At 41.8% G+C, this 19,763-nt stretch carries 27 protein-coding genes; 23 read left to right on the top strand and 4 right to left on the bottom strand.

From position 1 onward, the window contains the following. Nucleotides 1-152: 152 nt before the first annotated feature. The 3 genes from WA381_RS12255 to WA381_RS12245 all read right to left on the bottom strand — a co-directional run bounded on the left by WA381_RS12255 (nt 153) and on the right by WA381_RS12245 (nt 1,834). Nucleotides 153-470, bottom strand: coding sequence for a CcdB family protein (locus tag WA381_RS12255; RefSeq protein ID WP_156086392.1), 318 nt, complete (start codon nt 468-470; stop codon nt 153-155). Continuing rightward, a complete protein-coding gene (locus tag WA381_RS12250) occupies nt 470-715 on the bottom strand; it encodes a type II toxin-antitoxin system CcdA family antitoxin (protein ID WP_156086393.1) in 246 nt (81 codons plus the stop codon). The genes WA381_RS12255 and WA381_RS12250 overlap by 1 nt, the downstream gene beginning before the upstream one ends. 141 nt (nt 716-856) lie before the next feature. Next, on the bottom strand, nt 857-1,834 hold the full coding sequence (locus tag WA381_RS12245; protein ID WP_156086394.1) for a transposase: 978 nt from the start codon (nt 1,832-1,834) through the stop codon (nt 857-859). Between the two features lie 215 nt (nt 1,835-2,049). Here WA381_RS12245 and WA381_RS12240 point away from each other — a divergent pair, with 215 nt between their 5' ends. The 22 genes from WA381_RS12240 (at nt 2,050) to WA381_RS12135 (ending at nt 18,217) form a co-directional block, all read left to right on the top strand. Next, the gene (locus tag WA381_RS12240; RefSeq protein ID WP_156086395.1) at nt 2,050-2,502 is read left to right on the top strand and encodes a hypothetical protein; all 453 of its coding nucleotides are present in this window, start codon (nt 2,050-2,052) and stop codon (nt 2,500-2,502) included. A 202-nt stretch (nt 2,503-2,704) separates the two neighbouring features. Then, nucleotides 2,705-3,319, top strand: a complete 615-nt coding sequence (locus WA381_RS12235; protein ID WP_231506467.1) for a DUF6630 family protein — start codon at nt 2,705-2,707, stop codon at nt 3,317-3,319. Between the two features lie 333 nt (nt 3,320-3,652). Further along, complete coding sequence (locus tag WA381_RS12230; RefSeq protein WP_231506468.1) at nt 3,653-3,832, top strand: hypothetical protein; 180 nt, start codon at nt 3,653-3,655, stop codon at nt 3,830-3,832. A 177-nt stretch (nt 3,833-4,009) separates the two neighbouring features. Next, complete coding sequence (locus WA381_RS12225) at nt 4,010-4,375, top strand: hypothetical protein (protein ID WP_231506469.1); 366 nt, start codon at nt 4,010-4,012, stop codon at nt 4,373-4,375. A 35-nt stretch (nt 4,376-4,410) separates the two neighbouring features. Then, nucleotides 4,411-4,662: a hypothetical protein gene (locus WA381_RS12220; RefSeq protein ID WP_231506471.1), complete on the top strand. Its 252-nt coding sequence runs from the start codon at nt 4,411-4,413 to the stop codon at nt 4,660-4,662. Nucleotides 4,663-4,824: 162 nt separating this feature from the next. Further along, the gene (locus WA381_RS12215; RefSeq protein WP_156086396.1) at nt 4,825-5,319 is read left to right on the top strand and encodes an AAA family ATPase; all 495 of its coding nucleotides are present in this window, start codon (nt 4,825-4,827) and stop codon (nt 5,317-5,319) included. Between the two features lie 77 nt (nt 5,320-5,396). Continuing rightward, a complete protein-coding gene (locus tag WA381_RS12210) occupies nt 5,397-5,828 on the top strand; it encodes a hypothetical protein (RefSeq protein WP_061485829.1) in 432 nt (143 codons plus the stop codon). Between the two features lie 106 nt (nt 5,829-5,934). Next, entirely contained in the window at nt 5,935-6,966 is a 1,032-nt protein-coding gene (locus WA381_RS12205) for a serine hydrolase domain-containing protein (RefSeq protein ID WP_061485830.1), read from the top strand. A 94-nt stretch (nt 6,967-7,060) separates the two neighbouring features. Further along, complete coding sequence (locus tag WA381_RS12200) at nt 7,061-8,053, top strand: hypothetical protein (RefSeq protein WP_156086397.1); 993 nt, start codon at nt 7,061-7,063, stop codon at nt 8,051-8,053. Nucleotides 8,054-8,292: 239 nt separating this feature from the next. Beyond that, entirely contained in the window at nt 8,293-9,234 is a 942-nt protein-coding gene (locus WA381_RS12195) for a hypothetical protein (RefSeq protein ID WP_156086398.1), read from the top strand. Nucleotides 9,235-9,258: 24 nt separating this feature from the next. Continuing rightward, entirely contained in the window at nt 9,259-9,663 is a 405-nt protein-coding gene (locus tag WA381_RS12190; RefSeq protein WP_156086399.1) for an MAPEG family protein, read from the top strand. 14 nt (nt 9,664-9,677) lie between these two features. Continuing rightward, nucleotides 9,678-9,902, top strand: coding sequence for a hypothetical protein (locus WA381_RS12185; RefSeq protein WP_156086400.1), 225 nt, complete (start codon nt 9,678-9,680; stop codon nt 9,900-9,902). A gap of 21 nt (nt 9,903-9,923) precedes the next feature. Then, nucleotides 9,924-10,181: a hypothetical protein gene (locus WA381_RS12180; RefSeq protein ID WP_156086401.1), complete on the top strand. Its 258-nt coding sequence runs from the start codon at nt 9,924-9,926 to the stop codon at nt 10,179-10,181. 1 nt (nt 10,182) lies between these two features. Beyond that, on the top strand, nt 10,183-10,773 hold the full coding sequence (locus tag WA381_RS12175; RefSeq protein ID WP_231506472.1) for a hypothetical protein: 591 nt from the start codon (nt 10,183-10,185) through the stop codon (nt 10,771-10,773). Nucleotides 10,774-10,851: 78 nt separating this feature from the next. Beyond that, nucleotides 10,852-11,898 carry a DUF2157 domain-containing protein gene (locus WA381_RS12170; RefSeq protein ID WP_156086402.1) on the top strand — a complete coding sequence of 349 codons (1,047 nt, stop codon included), beginning with the start codon at nt 10,852-10,854 and terminating at the stop codon, nt 11,896-11,898. 94 nt (nt 11,899-11,992) lie between these two features. Continuing rightward, a complete protein-coding gene (locus tag WA381_RS12165) occupies nt 11,993-12,712 on the top strand; it encodes a DUF4328 domain-containing protein (protein WP_014949412.1) in 720 nt (239 codons plus the stop codon). Between the two features lie 267 nt (nt 12,713-12,979). Beyond that, nucleotides 12,980-14,695: an OFA family MFS transporter gene (locus tag WA381_RS12160; protein WP_156086403.1), complete on the top strand. Its 1,716-nt coding sequence runs from the start codon at nt 12,980-12,982 to the stop codon at nt 14,693-14,695. 127 nt (nt 14,696-14,822) lie between these two features. Next, complete coding sequence (locus WA381_RS12155; RefSeq protein ID WP_231506473.1) at nt 14,823-15,869, top strand: succinylglutamate desuccinylase/aspartoacylase family protein; 1,047 nt, start codon at nt 14,823-14,825, stop codon at nt 15,867-15,869. Between the two features lie 95 nt (nt 15,870-15,964). Beyond that, a complete protein-coding gene (locus tag WA381_RS12150; RefSeq protein ID WP_014979255.1) occupies nt 15,965-16,141 on the top strand; it encodes a hypothetical protein in 177 nt (58 codons plus the stop codon). A 100-nt stretch (nt 16,142-16,241) separates the two neighbouring features. Continuing rightward, nucleotides 16,242-16,934, top strand: coding sequence for an energy transducer TonB (locus WA381_RS12145; RefSeq protein ID WP_014949416.1), 693 nt, complete (start codon nt 16,242-16,244; stop codon nt 16,932-16,934). A 9-nt stretch (nt 16,935-16,943) separates the two neighbouring features. After that, entirely contained in the window at nt 16,944-17,546 is a 603-nt protein-coding gene (locus tag WA381_RS12140; RefSeq protein WP_156086404.1) for an RNA polymerase sigma factor, read from the top strand. A gap of 2 nt (nt 17,547-17,548) precedes the next feature. Continuing rightward, complete coding sequence (locus tag WA381_RS12135; protein ID WP_156086405.1) at nt 17,549-18,217, top strand: hypothetical protein; 669 nt, start codon at nt 17,549-17,551, stop codon at nt 18,215-18,217. A 93-nt stretch (nt 18,218-18,310) separates the two neighbouring features. Here WA381_RS12135 and cdd read toward each other — a convergent pair whose 3' ends face one another. Beyond that, the gene (gene cdd / locus WA381_RS12130) at nt 18,311-18,718 is read right to left on the bottom strand and encodes a cytidine deaminase (protein WP_319633853.1); all 408 of its coding nucleotides are present in this window, start codon (nt 18,716-18,718) and stop codon (nt 18,311-18,313) included. Between the two features lie 135 nt (nt 18,719-18,853). Between cdd and nlpI the strand changes: the two genes are divergently transcribed. Then, on the top strand, nt 18,854-19,756 hold the full coding sequence (nlpI, locus tag WA381_RS12125) for a lipoprotein NlpI (protein WP_014949420.1): 903 nt from the start codon (nt 18,854-18,856) through the stop codon (nt 19,754-19,756). Nucleotides 19,757-19,763 lie beyond the last annotated feature (7 nt).

Raw genomic sequence — 19,763 nt, 5'->3', positions numbered from 1 at the left:
TCATGTTCATCTGCCTATCCTTAACTCTCTATAGAGTAAATTGAGATAGGCAGTTACACAAAATTAGTTACAGTCTCGTACTAGCTCATCGCTTTACTTTTCTAGCGACATTACGTCGTTATGCCCACCTGTCAGAATCTCTTATAGAAAGGCTATATTCCAGTAATAGCAAAGTCTATTGCATCTATTAGCAATTCGCGGGATTGCGCTAAAGAACCGGTGCAGTCCTGTAGCACATCTTCGGGTATGGAACTCAGTTGTTGAGTCAGGAATAGGTATGTCTCGCCTTCGAATTCTATCTCCGGCGTAAGATTTTTCATATAAAGATTATTTCTAGTCGTATTCTTTGTCAGCGGTACAACTAACCTTGTTGCTAATTGGTCAATTACAGAGTTTTGAACATCTACAAGAAAGGGGTAAGCTTTATTAGTTTTTGAGCTTGGGTTTCTGTAAACATCAAACTGTGCCATTAGAAGTTCCTGTACTCATCACCTATACTGCCGTTCTCAGCAACAAACTCGTTGTACGCAGCTATGGCAGCTTTGTTTTCTTTTTTCCACCTTTCATCTTCAACACTTTTCAACTTGTCTTTAAGTGCCTGTTCTAAGGTTGCAGACAGGTTAACTTTTAAGTCTCTAGCTTTTTGCAATAAATCGCTGTTTAAGCTTAAATTAGTCGCTTTTTTTGGGGCATGGATGTCATATAAATCTTGCATGCTATCACTCCAAATTGTTCTACATATTAAGTATACGCATAGGGATGCGCATTGCAAAAAATAGGTTCTTAACAAGCCCGGAATTGTTATGTAGAGATGTATACATATAGTGCCGGTCTTACTCTCAATTAAACTGCAAAATTAACCGAGTAATCGCATCGCACTGTGTCGGCACTGAACCCGTTGCTGATGTTGATTCTGCGCGTATTGCTCTAGGTGAATTACTTTGCCGGCGGCGTGCTTAAAGCAGGTTTCAAATTGCGTGGTTAATGTTATCCAATGTTCGTGTTCAATATTGAGACGCTCTAAAATAGGGGGTAGGTTATGTTGAACCTTGCCACGCTTGTTTGGGTGAATATATCGGCTGGTTATATCTACAAGCTGTAAGTAGTCTGGAAGAGTAAAAGGTAAACCGTGTGGCATCTCTTGTCTTGGATTGCCTACAAAAGGCATAAGTCTTTTAGGTGTTTTGCCCAGCCTGGCTGCGTTAATACGGTATTTAATACTGGTATGGTCTGATGTTTCAGGAGTTTTGGCCATCTTTGCTCGTATTGGGTTTAAATCAACATAAGCCATACAGGCGGCAAGGGCTGACTCATCTAATAGCGCTTGTGACTTAAACCGTCCTTCCCAAAAATGACCAGTACAGTCGTCCTCTTTATTTGCGGCCCTGGCAATGTATTCATTCAGTGCACGCATAAACCAACTGATATCGAATAGCCTTTTACGCCATACTTCAGCCGTTAACTCAACCGTTTTAATTTGGGTTTCATGTAATTCTTTACGTAAATCTGGTGATAAGTAGCGCTGTGAGATTAATGTGCCTTTGTACAGTTTATGCCAACGTTGAATCACGTCTTCTGTACTCAGTGCGTCTGCTTTCTCTTTGTTTACGTGTAATACCAGATGCGTATGATTACTCATTACCGCATAAGCGCATACATCGATGGCAAAAACCTCACTTAAAATATGAATACGGTCTTCTACCCATTGGCGACGATGCTCAAAGCTTCTACCGTTTTCCTCGCCACATAGGAAAGCACGACGAACGCAGCGGGAAACACAGTGGTAATAGGGCGTATCCGATAAACTAATTTGAGACTTTCGGGCTTTAGGCATTGCGACTGTCCGACTCTGATTAACTCGATTAGCAGTTTGGATGGATATTTAGATTAAAGAAAGTGTACGAAGGGACAGTTTGGGTGTTTTCGAATTATGTCTGTCTTGCTTACGTTGTTGTACTCACTCTCTTGCGCCAAAAAAATTCAATAAAGTCTTTTTAAGCTGCCATAATTATTACTGATCTGTCAGAACACCAATAAAAGGATATTACTATGACACTTTGCAAGACTAACGCTTTTTTTATGGCTTGTTTAATTATGTTAGCAGGCTGCTCGAAAAGTCAGCAGGAATTATTAAAAGGCCATTGGGAATGTAATGGACAAGACGATGGCGTCAAGTTCACGGGGAGTGTGGAGTATGTAAGTAATGGCAGCTCAAACGTGATGCTTGAAATGAGTATGAAAGAGTCGGGTACAGAGGTTGAATTCGATGTTATAGCTCAAGGCACTTGGGAGCTCAATAAAAACGAATTACTTGAGTCATTTACTAAGCTTACTATTACCCGTTTTATTGTAGATGGACGCAATTTACCACCTGAACAATTTCCTCAACAATTGAAAGAAGCCTTTATTGGAACCGCCACGGGTTCAGAAATCATACAGTTGGATGAAAGGGTTTTATTAACTAAAAATGGGGGCTCTAAAACTACTTGTTCTCGTCAATAATCTGAAAGTCTTTGAATTCTAGAAACTAAACGCTGGCTCTGTTGTGCCAGCGAGGACTAAGCAAGACACAGGACAAAATGAGACAGGCATCTTTGTCTAAAAGGGTCTACATTATGGGTCTGTCTAACTCGTTATTTTTACGTCGGTATCCGCTATATATGGAAGCCCACTGTAGTGGATAAAACCAAGTTGGAATCAAGGAATGATGAAGAGATTACTGATAGTTATAACTGCTCTTGTTGTTATAGGCTGTAATGAAAATCAGCCGAAAAACCACTCCCCAGAAATTGCATTAGCGAAGATAATCGGCAATGGAAATCAAACCGTTGTAAATGACGTTAAACTTTACCTTTCTGATAAGAATGCATACAAACTAAAACACAAAGACGGACTAGAAGAAAGCGGATTTGATGGAGCCTTTGAAAATTCATTTGACCTTACATTTGTAATTATAGAAGGTCTAAAAAGCATCAACCGTGTAGTGATTGTAGATTGGAGAGAGGATGCGCAACATGTCTTCGATTTATTAAACGATTTATCTAAAAATGCACTTTCTACTTGCAGCATATCGAGCCAGCTGGCGGACGATATGATGCAAACTCAGTTCAATATATCTTACTACTTAGAATCTAGTGAATCTGGCTTTTTATTCTCAACCTGTGCAAAAAGCATGGGGTTAGAAATTATTGGCATTGACGATGGATCAGACACGTTCGTCTTGTCTTTAATACCAAGTGGCAACGCGGCAAAACTCAAAACATATTCGCAGCAACTAAAATTGAATATAAAGACATACGATAACCGTGTGACTAGTTAGTTGGAGCGAAGAAGAACGTGCTGCGATAGCTTTTTTGTACTGCTTAAACTTTTCTATTTTTTTTCGAGGCAAAAATGACCAAAAATGAGATACCTATTATTGCTAAACAAGCGCTTTCTGAATATCTAGAGGAACCAGGAAGCGTTCTCTATAGTAGTAATGAAGCATAAAGGCCTACCTCATTTAAGTCGCTACTCTCCTGTAGGTAAAACTGAAGTTATCAAGTGGCTGTTAAGTAAGATACAACAAGTCAATTAACATCGCAGCTTTGATGCAGCCGCAAAAGGCTGTATCAAAGCTGTTACCTGTTATTCACTTAAAGGAATGCAAAGCATGCTCTACAAAATAGAAGAACAAGCAGAAGTATTTGAAAAGTTGGAACCCGTAGAGTTCAAAGACTTTTCTAGCTTTGGAAAATTAGAGAAAGATCTAGAAAACTTAATTGCGAACAGTATTTTAGACGTCTTATTTGAAGACGCTAGATTGATGCCGGTGTTTCAAGAACGACAATAGCAGGCAGAAGCTGACATATATGCACTGAATGAAAGTGGCGAATTAGTTATATTCGAGCTAAAGCGTGCATCTGCCGGGAAAGATGCTGTTCATCAAGCGCTGAGATATGCGCAAGATGCTGGTCAATGGAGCTATCAAAAATTAGAAAATAAGTTCAAAGAATATAGCAAAGGCGACATGTCGCTAGTTGAAGCACACAGAGAGGCTTTTAGTCTTAAGCACCAATTAGAGCCTAAAGAAATTAATAATAAACAGCACTTATTAGTTATCGGCAGTGCAGCGGATGACTCATTAATATCTTCCGTCGACTACTGGAAGAAAAGTGGTATATCCATCGATTTCTTGCCCTATAGAATTTATGAACTTGCTGGCGAAAAGTACTTTGAGTTCTTTGCGCTTCCCTATGATAAGCACAAAAACCCAAGTGATGTAAAAGGTGTATTATTTGATACAAATCGCAGTTGGAATGAGGACTCTATTTGGTCGATGATGGATAATAGTCGTCTGGAGACGCCAAAAGGTTTGTTCACCATGTTCATATAGGCGACATTGTTTTATTTTCCCACAAATGGTGTGGCTTGATAGCTGCTGCAAAAGTGAAAGGTGAGGTTAAAGCGCCAGACAGTGAAACATTGTATCGAGACGTAGAGTTTTTAACTCCCATCCCAAACCGAAACGATAACACGTTATTGGCTATGCCTTTTTCAGAAGTGAGTTTTAAAACAGGTAAAAGTTTCTTTTGGGCCAGAACGATAAAAGTACCTTACTTAACGAAAAGCGAAGCACTCGAGTTAGTCGATGAGCTTAATAATTATTTACATCGCACTTAACAAGTTAACGCGGTTGGGGTTCTTCACAGTTAAAACTTTAAGCGCTAGTGCACTTTTAATGGCCTTTTGGTAGTTTCTGGCTACGTTTCGGTGGACTGTTACAGGTCCTTTAAAACGCATTGTTAGTTCAGCATTTTATTAGTTGATTTAAGGAGGGTGGTTTTGGCAAAAATTCTAATATTTGGAAACTCTGGTTCTGGAAAATCTACGCTGGCACAGCATTTATGCAAAACACAAGGTTTGGCTCATTTAGATCTAGATACATTAGCGTGGAAACCTACTAGCACTCCTGAGCGAAAGCCTATTGATGAGTCTGAAGAAGAGATAAAGGCTTTTATTTCTTCTAACGACAAATGGGTAATTGAAGGCTGCTATACAGACTTACTAAAAACTGTAGAACAGCAGTCTACTGAAATTATATTTATGAACTTATCCATTGAAACCTGCATTTCAAACGCAAAGGCGAGACCTTGGGAGCCCCATAAATACAAAACAAAGCAAGCCCAAGATGACAACTTAGCAATGCTTATTTACTGGATTGGGCAATATTCAGAAAGAAACGATACATTTTCTTATGCGGCACATAAGCAGTTTTATGATAGCTACCATGGTCATAAAAAGATGATTACGCAAAATGTCCCAACCGAGACAAGTTAGGCAAATTCGTTAATATATGAAATAGGTGAAACGGAGTTTCTAGTGAAAAAAATCTACTTCTTGCATTATCACTTCTAGTGTCAGCTACGGTATCGGCTGAAGATATTAAATTAGATCTTAAGCAGCTTGCCCAACAGTACTTCGACACAATGGTTGCTACTCAGGCCCCTGGCGCGACAAAAGTTGAGCTTGAAAATCACTTAAATTTGCTCGCGGATGATGTTGGTCATTCACATTTGCCATGGGTGATAGACGATACGCGATTACCTGACGGTAAGGAGCAAATGAGAGAGGGCATGACGTTCTATTTAGGCGCACATACAGAATACAGTGCTGAGCTGTTAGATGTTTTTACATTTAATCATTCTGCTATTGCTATCAGGTATAAGAATTATGCCAAGGGCGTGCATCCGCAAAACAACCAGCCTATTGAATACAGTCAAGTAATGATGGAAGTACTAGAAATAGAGAACGGTAAGATTGCTGTAATTCGAAAGTACCATGAGTAAGTTTCATTTTCGATAGCCGTTTAGGTAACAATTGTATTTTCGGTTGCAATAAGTTGGCGTACACCTAATGATAGTGTTACAAGATGATCTTTAAGGGCAGGGTAAAATGACGAAGAACCGAAGAACAGCCATTATCAGGCTTCTTCTGCTAGTCAGTACTATTGTTTCCTTGTTTTTCGTTCCGTGGATATTGGTTAAAGCCTGGATCCTACCTTTGCCACACACAGTACAAGAACAAGTTGATGAGGCAATTAGCCATGGCTTTGACGGCATGATTGTTTACGTGGATCAGGCGGGAAAACCTCCAGCTTTTTACACAGCAGGCTGGAAAGATAGAGATAACAAAATACCCGCTGCCCCCGACTCTTTATTTAAAATTGCCAGTATCAGTAAGTTGTACATTGCTGTGGCTATCACCAAAATGGCGCGAGAACAGCGACTATCCCTAGACGATTTACTCGTTGATCATTTACCCGAACTCAAAGACAGAATTGAGCATTCAGAAAAAATAACGCTTAAAATGATGGTGCAGCATAAGTCAGGAATCCCTAACTTTACTGATAATGCTGCCTACTGGGAAAACGAACCGGAAAACAGCAAGCGAGCGCTCGACTTTGCGCTAGATCTTCCGGCGAGTTTTGAGCCAGGTGATGGGTATGAGTACTCCAACACGAACTATCTGTTGCTTCGCAAGATTATGGATAAGGTTTTGGGGTACAGTCACCACGAGTACCTTAAGCAAAACGTTTTGCTTCCGCCTGAATTGAGCAACACCTATTTTTCATTGAGCGAAGTTAATATGGACGACGTGATGAGCGGCTATTACGTTGGTTACAAGGAAGATGTTAAGGCGCGCGACTACGGTATGCTAGCGACAGCAGAAGATGTGGGTAAGTTCTTACGAGCGCTAAACAACGGCGCTATTTTCAATGAAGGCGAAGCGGAACTTTACCCTTATGTGTTCGGACATGGAGGCTTGGTTATCGGTTACCAGAGCCTTGCAGAATATGACAAAGACCTCGATACCGTGGTCGTCCAATTTATCAATACCACTGACTTTGACGGTTACGAATGGAACTTGTCTGAAATCACAATTAGCCGAATTTTTAAAATACTAAGAAAAGCAGAAAACGAATAGATAGTGAGCTTGGTGAGGCGTCTCTATAAATTGGGGCGTGTTTAATTTTGGAAACATGAGCAAAGTAAATAACCGCCTAACTAAGGAATTATAAATGATTTCAAAAATTACAAATCAAGTTCCTCTCCTTTATTTGCTTCTTATTTCTGTGGGGTGGGGGATATATTATTCGTCACCTAGCGAAATAAATAATATGGGCGCGGCGAATTTTGAGTGGCTCTTTATGCTCGACGCCTTAATAGTTTTACCGGTGTTATGTCTTTTCGTTGAAAAAAATAAGCAAAAAGCGAGTTTGAAAGCAGCAATTTTGTGTTGTACCGCTATCTTTATTGGCAGTGTAATAATCCCAGAACAGAATAAAGTAATTTTCCATTACCTTGAAGGTGGTCGTTACGTGGTTTTGGCAACCATTCTTCTGTTGGAATTTTCAACATTCATCACTGTCTTGTTGGCATTTAAAGCTTTACTCGCGAAAAATGAAGATCCGGATGTAGCACTTCAGAAACCCATAGAGAGAGTCTTCGGACGCTCAGTTTTTTCTAACTTACTTCAATTCGAAAGTCGTATGTGGGCTTTTGCTTTCTTTTCGTCGCATATAAAAAGTAGAGCCTATAACGGAACTCAGCATTTCTACTACGACAAAAAAGACGGTGCTCAAAGTAATCTTCTCGGCTTTATAGCATTAATGATTATGGAACTTCCGCTTATGCATCTAGTGCTCCATTTTACCTGGTCTAGTTCTGCAGCAAATGTTGTAACCGGACTTACGTTATTCGGATTAGTGTTTTTCTTTGCTGAGTATAAAGCGGTAGCTAAGCGCCCAATTTCGATTGATAGAAACAAAATAATAGTTCGTTATGGGCTATATCCATCACTTCATATTCCCGTATCTAACATAGATAAAATCGAGGCTCACTCAAGGTTTGTAGGGCGTGCTTCTGGTGTCAAACGTTTCAACTATTCCGGCGTACCGAATGTAGGCATAAAACTGTATGCACCAATTAATGGTAAGCATACGATATATTTGGGCGTTGACTCGCCAGAAGTGTTTATAAGCAGTGTCAAGCAGATACAAGGTGCTAAATAACATCAATAATATCTTGTTACTTAATGAATAAGGTCTGAAAGAGGTTGTGAGTTATACTACTGAGGCTTTTAAATCTAGACCCCAACCCGAAATTAAATTACTTAATATGCAAAAGGCCTTAGGAACCGCTTCGGTTGTTTTATTGATGTTAAATATTGCGTTCAAAGACATTATGTTGTTCTAGAAGAATTTACTTTTTTGCCCAAGAAAAAATAAAAAACAACGCCAAAGGAAGGCCAATGAAGAAGCATTTAGTATCGTTTTTGATCTTATCAATCCCTTTTATTTGTTTTTCTAAAGAATTATCCAGCGAATTTAAGAATAACTTAATTTACCTAAAACCTAAGCTCGCGGACGGAACTACCCTGACATTTTTTACTGATACTGGTGGTGGTTGGAATGCGATCTCACGGGAGCTTAGCGAAAAATATGGTTGGGAGATAAGTCAAAAAGAATCTGAAAATGGGGTTATTGAGGTTACCGATATGCCTCCGTTTGATCCAGAAGCGTCAATTCCCTTGGCGGGATTGAATAATTGGTGGGCTGGAAAATTACAAGTAGTACCATCCGAAGAATTTAGCTCGACCACGAAAAGCGACGGAACGCTAGGCGGACGGTGGCATGCTGAAAAAATAATAGATTTTAATTACTCTGAGAAAAAAATAGAAGTGCTAGATGAAACTCCTACATCAACTGAGTTTTCGACGGTTCCTTTGGGATTTCAAAAGGGCATGGATGGAAGCTATACAATGGCTTTTCCAAGTATCGACATCTCAGTTAATGACACAAGGATTCCGATGTTATTAGATTCAGGTGCTTCGGCATGGCCATCGACAGAAGCGATGGAAAAAGGAGGGCTAAAAGGTGGTCAGGTTGCGACTTCTTTCATTGTCGCTTCAATATTCGATGAATGGGTTAAGTCTCACCCGGAATGGTTAGTGATTGAGGATGCCTGTGATTTTTCTCATCAACCCATGATTCGTATTCCGTATATAAAAATTGGCAATAAAACCGTTGGCCCAGTTTGGTTCACAAGAAGACCAGACAGCAGTTTCCACCAATTTATGTCTTCGATGATGGATAGGCGCATTGATGGCGCACTAGGAGGTTCAGCGCTTCAGTACTTAAGACTCATAGTTGATTACCCCAACGAGCAAGCGTTGATAGCTGACGAAATTTGATAACAACGAGATAATTAAGCCAAGATGTCTAATTTAATAACCCCTATGTTTATGCACATTTTTCTTTGTGCATTGCTCTACGTATTTCTCACGCTAGCTCGCGCGCCTTCGGTATGGGGAGTAGGGAAAAACAAAGATGGTTCAAACCCGTTTGCTGATATACAGCCTAAAGTAAGTGCGAATCTGAGCAATCAGTTTGAATGGCCGTTATTTTTTCACGCTGTTTGCGCCTTGCTAATTACCTTAGGTGAGCCAATTAGCAATTCACAAGTCTCCCTTGCGTGGGTATTTGTTATTGGCAGGGTGCTGCATAGTCTTGTACAAATATTTACAGACAATATTAGATTGCGTGGTTTGGTGTTTACTATCAACTTCGTTGCCGTTCTTGCAATGTGGTTGTTGCTTTTTATAGAACAGGTTTTAGTTTAAAGAGCGTAAAGGTTATGGAAGAAGTATTTGAACCGCTGGGCCGCTTTATACTTCGAGTAATAAAGTGGACTATCATAGACGCTTTTATGGAATTCGTTTTGAAGGGCACGGGCCATGTGGTGATTAAATTGCTAACCTTCGGCAAGTACCCAAGAGCAGGTCGTGATGAGGGAAGGACCGTTGCTGTTGGTTTTCTAAGCTTTGTGGTGGTTTTTGTCTGTCTTGCGATGATTGCTTAGTATTGAAAAAGGATATCTGCGATGAAATTAGAAAAGTGGGCGAGCATAAGAGAAAAAGGAAAGCAGCGCTTCGTTCTAGTTTATGGCGTTTTAGGCTGGGGAGTCTCTACCGGTTTATTATGGTCATTACTTATGGCGTTTATCGAGCCTTCCGAAAATGTCTGGGGGAAACTCGCCATTGCGATGATCATCTTTCCCATTGCGGGGCTCGCTTTTGGTCACTTAACGTGGAATAAATCTGAAAAAGCTTTTGCAAAAGAAACGACGAAAGCTGTATAGAATGGCTAGAACATGTCTTGTAATAACCAATGAAGGGAAGCCGCTGTTGTTAAGTATCAAAAAATTACTGGTTGTTTCATTAACTTTGCTTGTAGTTAGTTGCGCCAATATACCTATTGCAACAATGCTTGAGTTTCGCTCATTTGATGAGGAGAAATTTGTTGAACTTGACCCCAATCATTTACTTACGAAGATTCACTTAGACAAGCCTGCCGAAATAAAGCCAGAAAGCACCTGGCTTACTTTGGGTGTTAGCTCCTCAGAGCAAGAAAGAAGTTTTAAGTATAATCTTGAGGTTATTTCAGAAAAAACACTGCCGGCCGAGTCAGGATGGCTGAGTAAAACGCCAGCGCGAACTGAGTATATTTTAGGGTTAAGTGCCGACGCAATAAAAGAATTCACTGAACTTCAAGAGTTCATGGATTCTGCATCGCCAACGGGCTTTGATCTTCACGTTAATACTGGGTTTAAAGAGGCGGCAAATGACATGACAAGCATCACAATGTCTATCTTTTTAAAGCTTTACGCTGATGAAGACTATTTTACGCTAATCGATAGAGCGGAACTAGATATCGAGAAAGGAAGCGAGTAACTTCTATTAGGCTGGCTTTTTACCCATAACAAAGTAAAGTAATAATCTTCAGCTCTTCAAGCTTATTTAGAGAAGTACATGGAAGTATCTAAAGCCAGTATTCAAAAAGCAGTAGCTAACAATATCATCTCCGAGCAACAGGGCATTGCTCTGTACAATTTCTTTCAAGAAGAAAATCAGCATACTCCCTCTTTTACCTTCACCCATATTCTGTACTACTTAGGTGGCCTTATTGCAATTGGCGCCATGACTCTATTTATGAATTTAGGCTGGGAGCAATTTGGTGGTGCCGGCATCGTGTTTATCTCTATGCTTTATGCTGGCGTGGGCTCAAAGCTTGCCAATTCCTTTGCGCGTAAGCATTTAATAATACCAGCAGGGATCTGTGCCACGTTCGTAGTTTGTTTAACGCCAATTGCTATCTACGGTGCGGAGCAATGGCTAGGGCTATGGCCCGACGACAATACGGTTTTTCGCCAGTTTCACCACCGCATTAAATGGCTATGGTTATATATGGAACTTGGAACGCTAGTAACTGGACTTGTCGTAGCATGGCGATATAAATACCCGTTCTTAATAATGCCGATTGCGGTAACGCTCTGGTATATCAGTATGGACGCTGTGATGCTCGTTATTGACCATGAGGACTTATGGAACAGCTACACGTGGCAATTCCGAGCACTTGTGTCGATGTACTTTGGCGCGTTGATGACGCTATTGGCGTTCTGGGTGGACATCAGAGCACGAAACACAGCAGATTACGCGTTTTGGCTTTATCTTTTCGGTGTTTTAGCGTTTTGGGGCGGCCTTACCAGCCAAGATTCAGACAGCGAACTGTCTAAATTTGTCTATTTCTGTATAAACCTTGCCATGATTGGCGCTGGTGCTCTGTTGGTTCGACGTGTCTTTGTCATATTTGGTGCTTTGGGATGCTGTTTATATTTAGGTCATCTTGCTTCTACCGTTTTTGAAGATAGTTGGCTTTTCCCTGTAGCGCTATCAGCGATCGGTTTAGGCGTCGTATATTCGGGAATTTGGTGGCAAAAGAATGAGGCTCGCATAACAAAGAGTGCGCAAGCGATACTGCCGAAAGCGCTACAGGAACTATTAGCTAATAAAGCTTAGTTCACCTAGGCAGTAAATAAACCAGTAACTAACTCAATACAGATAACAATTAACAAAAGATAACGCTTACGCAGTAGTAAGGGGAAAGAGGTAAATGGAGATGTCGGAAAATAACGTAGAATTTAAGGAGCCTGGTCGCCTCACTACGTGGATAAAGTATTTATTGTACGTACAGGTGGCTTTAGCGCTTATAGCCATTGGTTCCAACTTAATGGAGTATCAACTTCTAACAGATTTTCAAAATGGCGTTTATTTCAATCAAGAAATGGCCGTTGCAGACGCTGAGTCCAATGACAAAAGGCAGCAGATAATTGCTTTTTCGTATTTGGCGGTGTTTATCATTTCCGGCATCTTAATTCTTAAATGGATTTATCAGTCAAACCAAAATGCGCGTTATTTAGGCGCTAAAGATATGACGTTTACACCTGCTTGGTCGATAGGTTTCTATTTCATTCCTATTGTGTCGTTATGGAAACCTTATCAAGCGATGAAAGAGATTTGGCAAGCCAGCCAAAACCCTAACAATTGGCAGTTAGAAAAAGCAGGCCCTATTTTAGGCATATGGTGGTTTTTCTGGATCGCCAACAGTGTGGTTGGACAGGTCGTTTTTCGTATGTCCAGAAGGGCACAAGAAATCTCCGAAATAATGAATGTTAATCTGGTTTCGCAGGTTTCTGAGGTCCTATCCATTCCACTAGCCATAGTTACTTGGTTATTGATTAACAACATCTCTAACATGCAAAAAGCACAGATTGAAGGTGACGTGGAAAAAGCAGAAACTGCAGAAGATTCAGATTTACAACCCGCAAAATAGTAGTATCCATTTCGCTTGTTGCTCTGCCACAAAGGTAGAGCAACTGTCTTTATAAGACTAAAGTCTTACTCTATATGTAAACGTTAAGTAAAAATTAAGTTGCGCGACAGTGTCGTTATACTTAAGTATAACAAAAGGTCAGGATAACGCTGGCTTACGTACACATCTTCGTTTCTATACCTTTGATTTAATACAATAATGGGAGCCATACACCCCCAGTAATAAAGCGGCATAGAAACGCGCACAATACATGTAGGGGAAAAATGTATGTCAACTTCAGGAACGGGGGCGCTTGCTTTCTTACGCAAAGAAAACATTGTCGCACCAGATGGCTATAACCGCTGGCGGGTTCCGCCAGCATCTATCGCAATCCACCTTTGTATCGGGTCTGTTTATGCGTGGTCAGTTTTCAACACGCCGCTAACTCGAGACTTGGGCGTTGTTGCGTCTTCTGCTAACGATTGGAGTTTATCTTCGGTTGTTTGGATCTTCTCAGTGGCTATTGTTTGCCTTGGTTTAGCTGCCGCATTTGCGGGTAAATGGCTAGAGAAAGTAGGGCCTCGTTTTGTAGGCGTGGTTGCGGCTTTCTTGTGGGGCGGTGGTTTTATTGTTGGTTCGATAGGTATCTCTACCCATCAACTTTGGCTGCTGTACTTGGGCTACGGCGTACTCGGCGGCTTCGGGCTTGGGCTCGGTTATGTATCACCGGTCTCAACACTCATACGGTGGTTTCCCGATCGACGAGGTATGGCGACAGGCCTCGCAATTATGGGTTTTGGTGGAGGTGCAATGATAGGCGCTCCGCTTATTAGTGCACTGCTTGAAACCTTTCAAAGAGCGCCAGAATACTTAGGTGCAGAAAACATGGTTGCGCTGGTTACCGAAGAAGGGCGTCGTTTTGCAGAGACGGCAGCAGGAAAAGTAGAAGTGGTTATTGCCTCTGCAAATCAAGCGGCCTCGTTCGGTGGCGAAGCCGGTGTTTATGTCGTTGGTACGGGCGAAACTGGTGCGGCATCGACTTTCCTTACCCTTGGTATCGCTTATTTTATTGTAATGATGTTTGCGTCTTTCCAGTATCGCGTACCGAAAGAGGGGTGGAAACCAGAAGGTTGGCAGCCTAAACCTGAAGCATCATCGAAAGGAATGGTATCGAAAAATCACGTCCATATTGATCAAGCCCTTAAAACACCTCAATTTTGGTTGCTTTGGATAGTATTATGTTTCAATGTCACCGCGGGTATTGGCGTTATTGGTGTAGCCAAGACCATGATCAATGAGATCTTTGGAAACTTAGCCATTGTTACCGCAGGTTTTGCGGGTACCTATGTATTGATGATCTCGGTATTTAACATGGTAGGGCGTTTCTTCTGGGCTTCTACGTCTGACTACATTGGCAGAAAGAATACCTACCACTGCTTTTTCGTAATAGGTACGCTGCTTTACTTGTCTATCCCATTCTGGGCTGGAATGGGGAACACCACCGCGTTAATTGGGTTCTACATTGCAACAATGATAATTTTCACAATGTATGGCGGTGGCTTTGCAACTATTCCTGCATACTTGGCAGATTTGTTTGGTACCTTACATGTAGGCGGCATTCACGGCCGATTGCTAACAGCATGGTCTACTGCCGGCGTATTAGGGCCATTCGCTATTACTTATTTGCGCAATATGTCAGTAGAGAATGCAATTGCCGATTTAGCGGCAAAAGTCGACCCTGCCGCGTTTGCAAGTAAGTTCGGTGCGCCAATGACTGACTTGCAAAAATTGGTAGAAGCAAAAACGGTAACGGTTGCACGCTTGCTGGAAATTGCGCCAGCCGGAACGGTAGACCCAACCTCTACGCTCTACAATACCACTATGTATGCAATGGCTGGCTTATTGGTATTGGCATTTATTGCTAACTTACTTGTAAAACCTGTACGAGAGAAGCATCACGTAGAGAACACGCACCCCGAACTGGAGCCCGCGCGAGCAAGCTAATTTACCAATCGAGAATACCCGCTTTATAGCGGGTATTTTTTTGCAAAGGTGTTTTAAAATACTCTTTATTGATTAAGTTGGAACGTTCTGGCTTACTAGTGCGCTATTTTCTCATGAGTTGTCAGCTATGCTATTTAAGAAAAATCCTCTTGCCTCCATTGTTGTTTCCCTATGCTGTGCGTTTAGCCTCAATGTTAGTGCAAATGCGCCCTATGAATTAATGGGGGTGACAACAAAAACGGGGCAGAAAACGTCATATCTTGCTAAAGAAAACAACATAACTTTGCCAGTGACGGTTGTTAACGGAAAAAGTGACGGTCCTGTATTGTTGCTTACCGCTGGTATTCATGGCGATGAGTTTCCATCTATGTATGCGTTGCAGCAACTACAGCAAAGCATTGATCCTAAAGAGATGAGCGGTGTGTTGGTTGTGTTGCACTTGGCAAACTTAGATGGGTTTCACGCAAATAGAATCGCGTTGAACCCTAAAGATGAGAAAAACCTAAATCGGGAATTCCCAGGGAGCGTTGATGGCACACCAACAGAACAGATTGCGGAGCTGCTAACCAGAGAGTTTATTGGCAAAACAGATTTTTTGATCGACATGCATTCTGGTAGCGCAAACCAAACGTTGCTGAATCATGTGTATTCTCCTTTTGTGGGCGACGAAGAACTTGATGCGTTAACATTTGAATTTGCCAAAGCCACGGGCATGCAGCATATCGTTATGTATGGCGACCGCCCAAGAGATCCCAACAATTCAATTTCATACCCTAACACAGCGATGACGAGAGGAAAGCCGGGACTGACGACTGAAATTGGGCATTTGGCACAGACAGATGAAGAATCAATAGCAGAAGCGCTAGATGTGGCTAAAAACGCCATGTATTTTTTGAAAATGCTGCCAGAGACGCCAAAGCAGCACCCCGAGCCAGTTATCTATGAAACAATCAAATATCCAAAGAGCTCAAAAAACGGGTTCTTCAAAGCTTCTGTGGTGATAGGCGATAAAGTAAAGACAGGACAGGATGTAGGTGCGGTCACGGACTATTTTGGAAATCTCGTTGAAACCATTAAATCGCCCGTTGATGGCACGGCTATGATGGTTAATCAAATGCCAGCCATCAAAGACGGACAGTCTGTTATGGCTATTGGTGTTGAAGTTTCTGAATAACTAAGCTGGTGGCGTAGTTACAGTGGTGATCTAATTAACCTACTCAAACAAATAAATGTTAAAGTTATTTCACGAAATTGTGATTAGGGAATGATATGGACTTTCTTTTTAATGTATTGATTTGGGTGGGCGTTGTTATTTTTGCCATATTTTTTATTGGATTTATGGCCGCTGCTAAACTGAATAAACGCCAAGAAGAAAACCGCGCCAATCAGACGTCTGCAGAGCCTACTCGTGAAGGCGAAAAGCCGAGTAACCAAAATAAAAGTTAACCTTTCGTTCATTGTAAAACGTCAACGTTAAATAAAAACGTTCACATTTATTCACCCCTTTATATCAGTTCCCCCGTTTAGTGAAAAAAGGGGGAACATTATGCAAACAACAATTTTACCAAACGCCAACCCAAAGCACTTAACACACCAAAGTGTACTACCGTTTGAAAAAGCGCCTTTCGCTAAACGTGCTTTAAACGCGGCCACAATTGCTATTGCTGGATGTACCGTTACGGCAGGACTTTTCGTATTAATGGCAGAGCTCATTAAGCAAGACAAAGTAAACATAAGCGAAGCCCCACCGGTGTTCTTTGAGCCGATCATTTACCAACCTGAAGACGAACGAACCATCACTAAAAAACCAATGGTGCCAATTGAGCAGGTAATTAAAACGCCACCTCAAAAAGTTATTGAGATTGACCCTGAGCCCAATGAAGGCCCAGGAGGCTTTGAGATAAAAACGCACATACCTAATACTGCGTTAGATTTGTCGATTAACCTAAATAGTGCGCAAGGTGATATGCAAGCCACACCCCAATTTAGGGTAGACCCCACTTATCCACCTGAGGCCAGTCGCGACGGTATTGAAGGCTGGGTAAAGCTAGGGTTTACGATAAGTGCTAGTGGCTCAGTGTCTGATATTACAGTACTAGATTCAGAGCCCAAGCGCGTGTTCGATAGAGCTGCGCGCAGAGCGCTTAAAAAATGGAAGTACAAACCCAAGCTGAATGGCGGTAAACCTGTTAGTCAATCAGGTATGGTTGTAGTATTAGATTTCAAATTAGAACAATAAGGACTGCCTATGAGTATAGGCGCAAGCTTGCAAAGCCTGTTTCAAGGCAAGCGCGAAAAAGTGCTGGGAGTCAGCGAAAGGCTAATGCTGCGGTACAGCGCAAAAGGTGATGAAGCATCGTTAGCCGCGCTGTTTGACTTACACAGCCATAAGCTATTTTATTTTTTGAAGGTGTTAAGTGATAGCACTGTTGCAGAAGATTTGTGTCAGCGCACTTGGATTAAAGTTATCGAAAATCGTCACTTATTTAAAAGTGGCGATAATTTTCAGGCTTGGCTGTTCACTATTGGTAGGCGAACGCTTATTGATGAATTCAGAAAAAACGCCAAGCTTGAATATAACAACGAGGCAGTTGAATCGTTTTCGTTAAGTGAGTTACTTAAAAATGCACAGTCTTCGGTAGAGGATGACGTAGCAAAAGGGATAGAAAAAGACGTGTTTAAGGCATGTATTCAGCAGTTACCCTACAAACAGAAAGAGGCGCTTTCGCTACAGTTTGAAGGTTTTTCATTAGCGGAAATCGCCACTATTTGCAGTGCTGAAAAAGAAACGATTAAAACCCGGATACGTTATGCCAAAGACAGCCTTAAAACCATGCTGGAGAAACTGTAATCATGTCTACATCAGATAAAGAGCTACAAGATGCGTTTAAACGCAGCCAGCAGGTACAAAAGCAAAATGATGGAATGAGCGAAAAGGCTAATGCTCGAATTCGTGAAAGGGTTCTCGCGTACAACAAGGCAATAGAAAGTGATAGTGGAATAAAACGCGTATTTGCTGCTACGGCTGCTAATATTCGAGCGTACTTCGCTTCTTCAACCCTACGTTTCACGGCTGTGGCATTTGCTATTGTCGCAATGTTGGGCGTATACAATATAGGAACATTTCAACGTAACCATTCGTCGCCATTACAGACGGCAGCACACCGTGTAGACATTGTTCAATATCACGGATTCGAAGGAGAAGATAAGCTTCTAGCTGGTAAAGCCGGAACTGATTATAAAGCGCGATTTAATGCCTATACTCAACAATATATTGAAAGCAATTTAGTCGCTAGAGCAGTTACGTTAGAGCCAGCCACGCTTACAGCGCAAAATGGGTATTGGCTCTTGGTGAGCTGCCAAAATCAGCAAGTTGTGGTTTCTGAAAACCTTATCGCATCATTAAATATTAACGGTCGCATAGAAGGGGATATCGATATTGGCACGCATGTGGCGCTCGCCTTTGATGCGCAAGGAAGAATACTTTCAATTAAACAGTCGAGTAAGCCGTTGATGTGCTGATTTATATGGCGTTTAGCTGGATGCGTTCGTAAACGAGGTAAGGGCGGTGAAACTCGCTCGAGCCTCGATTACGAACAGTATTTTAGGAATGACTTATTTGTCTAGATCGTGCGCCCTAAAGGCACTTGGAAGTAACTCACCAATGGTGGTTTCGAATGTCTCGCCGTTTTGACTTACCATGGTTACGGGAGTTTCATCCGGGGCGAACTCAGCAATTTTCTGTCTGCATCCACCGCACGGAAAGCAAAACTCGTCGTTCGGGCTCGCAATAACGATATGCGAAATACGTTTGTGTCCCTGTGTGACCATATTGCCAATAGCTGTGGCTTCAGCGCATTGTCCTAATGGAAAAGCAGCACTTTCTACATTACAACCAGAGAAGGTTTCGCCGCTTGGAGTAAGCACCGCAGCACCAACTTTGAAGTTGGAATAAGGTGAGTGTGAGTTTTTCTGTGCGTCAAAAGCAAGTTGTGATAGTTGTTCTAAATTATTTTTCTTCATAGCTACCTGTGTTAACCACCCAATACACTTTACTTTTATCATCAAATGCGAGAAGGTTGGCGGCATTAGCGCCGCAACAAGCGTATACTTAATACTCAGGCGGTTTTTTCTTTTTTTATAGAATGCTTTTTTACCATGTGCAGAAACGTTAGTCTCATCTTTTTTTCTCTATTCGCTGCTATTTTAACCGGTTGTGCGCAAACACCACCTGTTTCAGAAAGACCACAAATGGGAAACCTGCTTTTAGCCGAACCTGCGCCCATTAATCCTCGTTCCGAAATGGCTATTGCTCGTTACAATCAGGTGCTTACCAGCCCTGCGTTATCAGATGAAGACAAAGCTGAACTGCACTTTCAACGAGGCATGTTGTACGACAGCGTGGGCCTATCGGGCTTAGCGCAGTTTGATTACACCCAAGCCATTAATTTAAAGCCAGATTTGGCTGAAGCCTATAATTCTATGGGTATTCACTATATTCAGCAGAACGACTTTATTCAGGCTTACGACGCATTCGACTCCACGCTGGAAATCAACCCAGAGTATGATTTCGCGTTCCTAAATCGCGGTATTGCGCTTTATTACGGTGGCCGCGCCGAACTCGCGACCAACGATCTAAACCGCTTTTTTGAAAAAGATGACAGCGATCCATTTCGCGCTCTGTGGGCCTACTTTGCGCATCACGACGTGTCAGAGCTTGAAGGACAAAAATACTTGGCTTCTATTCGACCAACGCTGGACAACCAGCACTGGGCTACTACGCTGGTGGATTTGTTTTTAGGTACTGTTGATGAGAACGATGTACTTAACTCATTGTTAGACGGTGTGAAAAGCCAAAAAGCGTTAACAGACAGGTTGTGTGAAGCGTATTTTTACTTAGGTAAATTTCATACTCAGCGCGGCAACAGCGGTATTGCATCAAATTACTTCAAGCTTGCATTAAGCACCAATGTATTTGATTACGTTGAACACCGCTACGCACGAATGGAACTTAACCGTTTGCGTGAACTAGCTAGCAGCGATCTGGTTAGCGAAGAGTAAGCAGCAA

The sequence above is a fragment of the Alteromonas sp. CH_MED4-4 genome (assembly GCF_037029575.1).
Classification (GTDB): Bacteria; Pseudomonadota; Gammaproteobacteria; order Enterobacterales; family Alteromonadaceae; genus Alteromonas; species Alteromonas macleodii.
Note: the sequence above shows the minus strand (reverse complement) of the source record. Positions and strands in the feature narration are given on the sequence as shown.

Coding starts and splice junctions, on each gene's coding strand:
- WA381_RS12255 (WP_156086392.1), bottom strand. CDS start 470: ATGGCACAGTTTGATGTTTACAGAAACCCAAGCTCAAAAACTAATAAA.
- WA381_RS12250 (WP_156086393.1), bottom strand. CDS start 715: ATGCAAGATTTATATGACATCCATGCCCCAAAAAAAGCGACTAATTTA.
- WA381_RS12245 (WP_156086394.1), bottom strand. CDS start 1,834: ATGCCTAAAGCCCGAAAGTCTCAAATTAGTTTATCGGATACGCCCTAT.
- WA381_RS12240 (WP_156086395.1), top strand. CDS start 2,050: ATGACACTTTGCAAGACTAACGCTTTTTTTATGGCTTGTTTAATTATG.
- WA381_RS12235 (WP_231506467.1), top strand. CDS start 2,705: ATGATGAAGAGATTACTGATAGTTATAACTGCTCTTGTTGTTATAGGC.
- WA381_RS12230 (WP_231506468.1), top strand. CDS start 3,653: ATGCTCTACAAAATAGAAGAACAAGCAGAAGTATTTGAAAAGTTGGAA.
- WA381_RS12225 (WP_231506469.1), top strand. CDS start 4,010: ATGTCGCTAGTTGAAGCACACAGAGAGGCTTTTAGTCTTAAGCACCAA.
- WA381_RS12205 (WP_061485830.1), top strand. CDS start 5,935: ATGACGAAGAACCGAAGAACAGCCATTATCAGGCTTCTTCTGCTAGTC.
- WA381_RS12200 (WP_156086397.1), top strand. CDS start 7,061: ATGATTTCAAAAATTACAAATCAAGTTCCTCTCCTTTATTTGCTTCTT.
- WA381_RS12195 (WP_156086398.1), top strand. CDS start 8,293: ATGAAGAAGCATTTAGTATCGTTTTTGATCTTATCAATCCCTTTTATT.
- WA381_RS12190 (WP_156086399.1), top strand. CDS start 9,259: ATGTCTAATTTAATAACCCCTATGTTTATGCACATTTTTCTTTGTGCA.
- WA381_RS12185 (WP_156086400.1), top strand. CDS start 9,678: ATGGAAGAAGTATTTGAACCGCTGGGCCGCTTTATACTTCGAGTAATA.
- WA381_RS12180 (WP_156086401.1), top strand. CDS start 9,924: ATGAAATTAGAAAAGTGGGCGAGCATAAGAGAAAAAGGAAAGCAGCGC.
- WA381_RS12175 (WP_231506472.1), top strand. CDS start 10,183: ATGGCTAGAACATGTCTTGTAATAACCAATGAAGGGAAGCCGCTGTTG.
- WA381_RS12170 (WP_156086402.1), top strand. CDS start 10,852: ATGGAAGTATCTAAAGCCAGTATTCAAAAAGCAGTAGCTAACAATATC.
- WA381_RS12165 (WP_014949412.1), top strand. CDS start 11,993: ATGGAGATGTCGGAAAATAACGTAGAATTTAAGGAGCCTGGTCGCCTC.
- WA381_RS12160 (WP_156086403.1), top strand. CDS start 12,980: ATGTCAACTTCAGGAACGGGGGCGCTTGCTTTCTTACGCAAAGAAAAC.
- WA381_RS12155 (WP_231506473.1), top strand. CDS start 14,823: ATGCTATTTAAGAAAAATCCTCTTGCCTCCATTGTTGTTTCCCTATGC.
- WA381_RS12150 (WP_014979255.1), top strand. CDS start 15,965: ATGGACTTTCTTTTTAATGTATTGATTTGGGTGGGCGTTGTTATTTTT.
- WA381_RS12145 (WP_014949416.1), top strand. CDS start 16,242: ATGCAAACAACAATTTTACCAAACGCCAACCCAAAGCACTTAACACAC.
- WA381_RS12140 (WP_156086404.1), top strand. CDS start 16,944: ATGAGTATAGGCGCAAGCTTGCAAAGCCTGTTTCAAGGCAAGCGCGAA.
- WA381_RS12135 (WP_156086405.1), top strand. CDS start 17,549: ATGTCTACATCAGATAAAGAGCTACAAGATGCGTTTAAACGCAGCCAG.
- cdd (WP_319633853.1), bottom strand. CDS start 18,718: ATGAAGAAAAATAATTTAGAACAACTATCACAACTTGCTTTTGACGCA.
- nlpI (WP_014949420.1), top strand. CDS start 18,854: ATGTGCAGAAACGTTAGTCTCATCTTTTTTTCTCTATTCGCTGCTATT.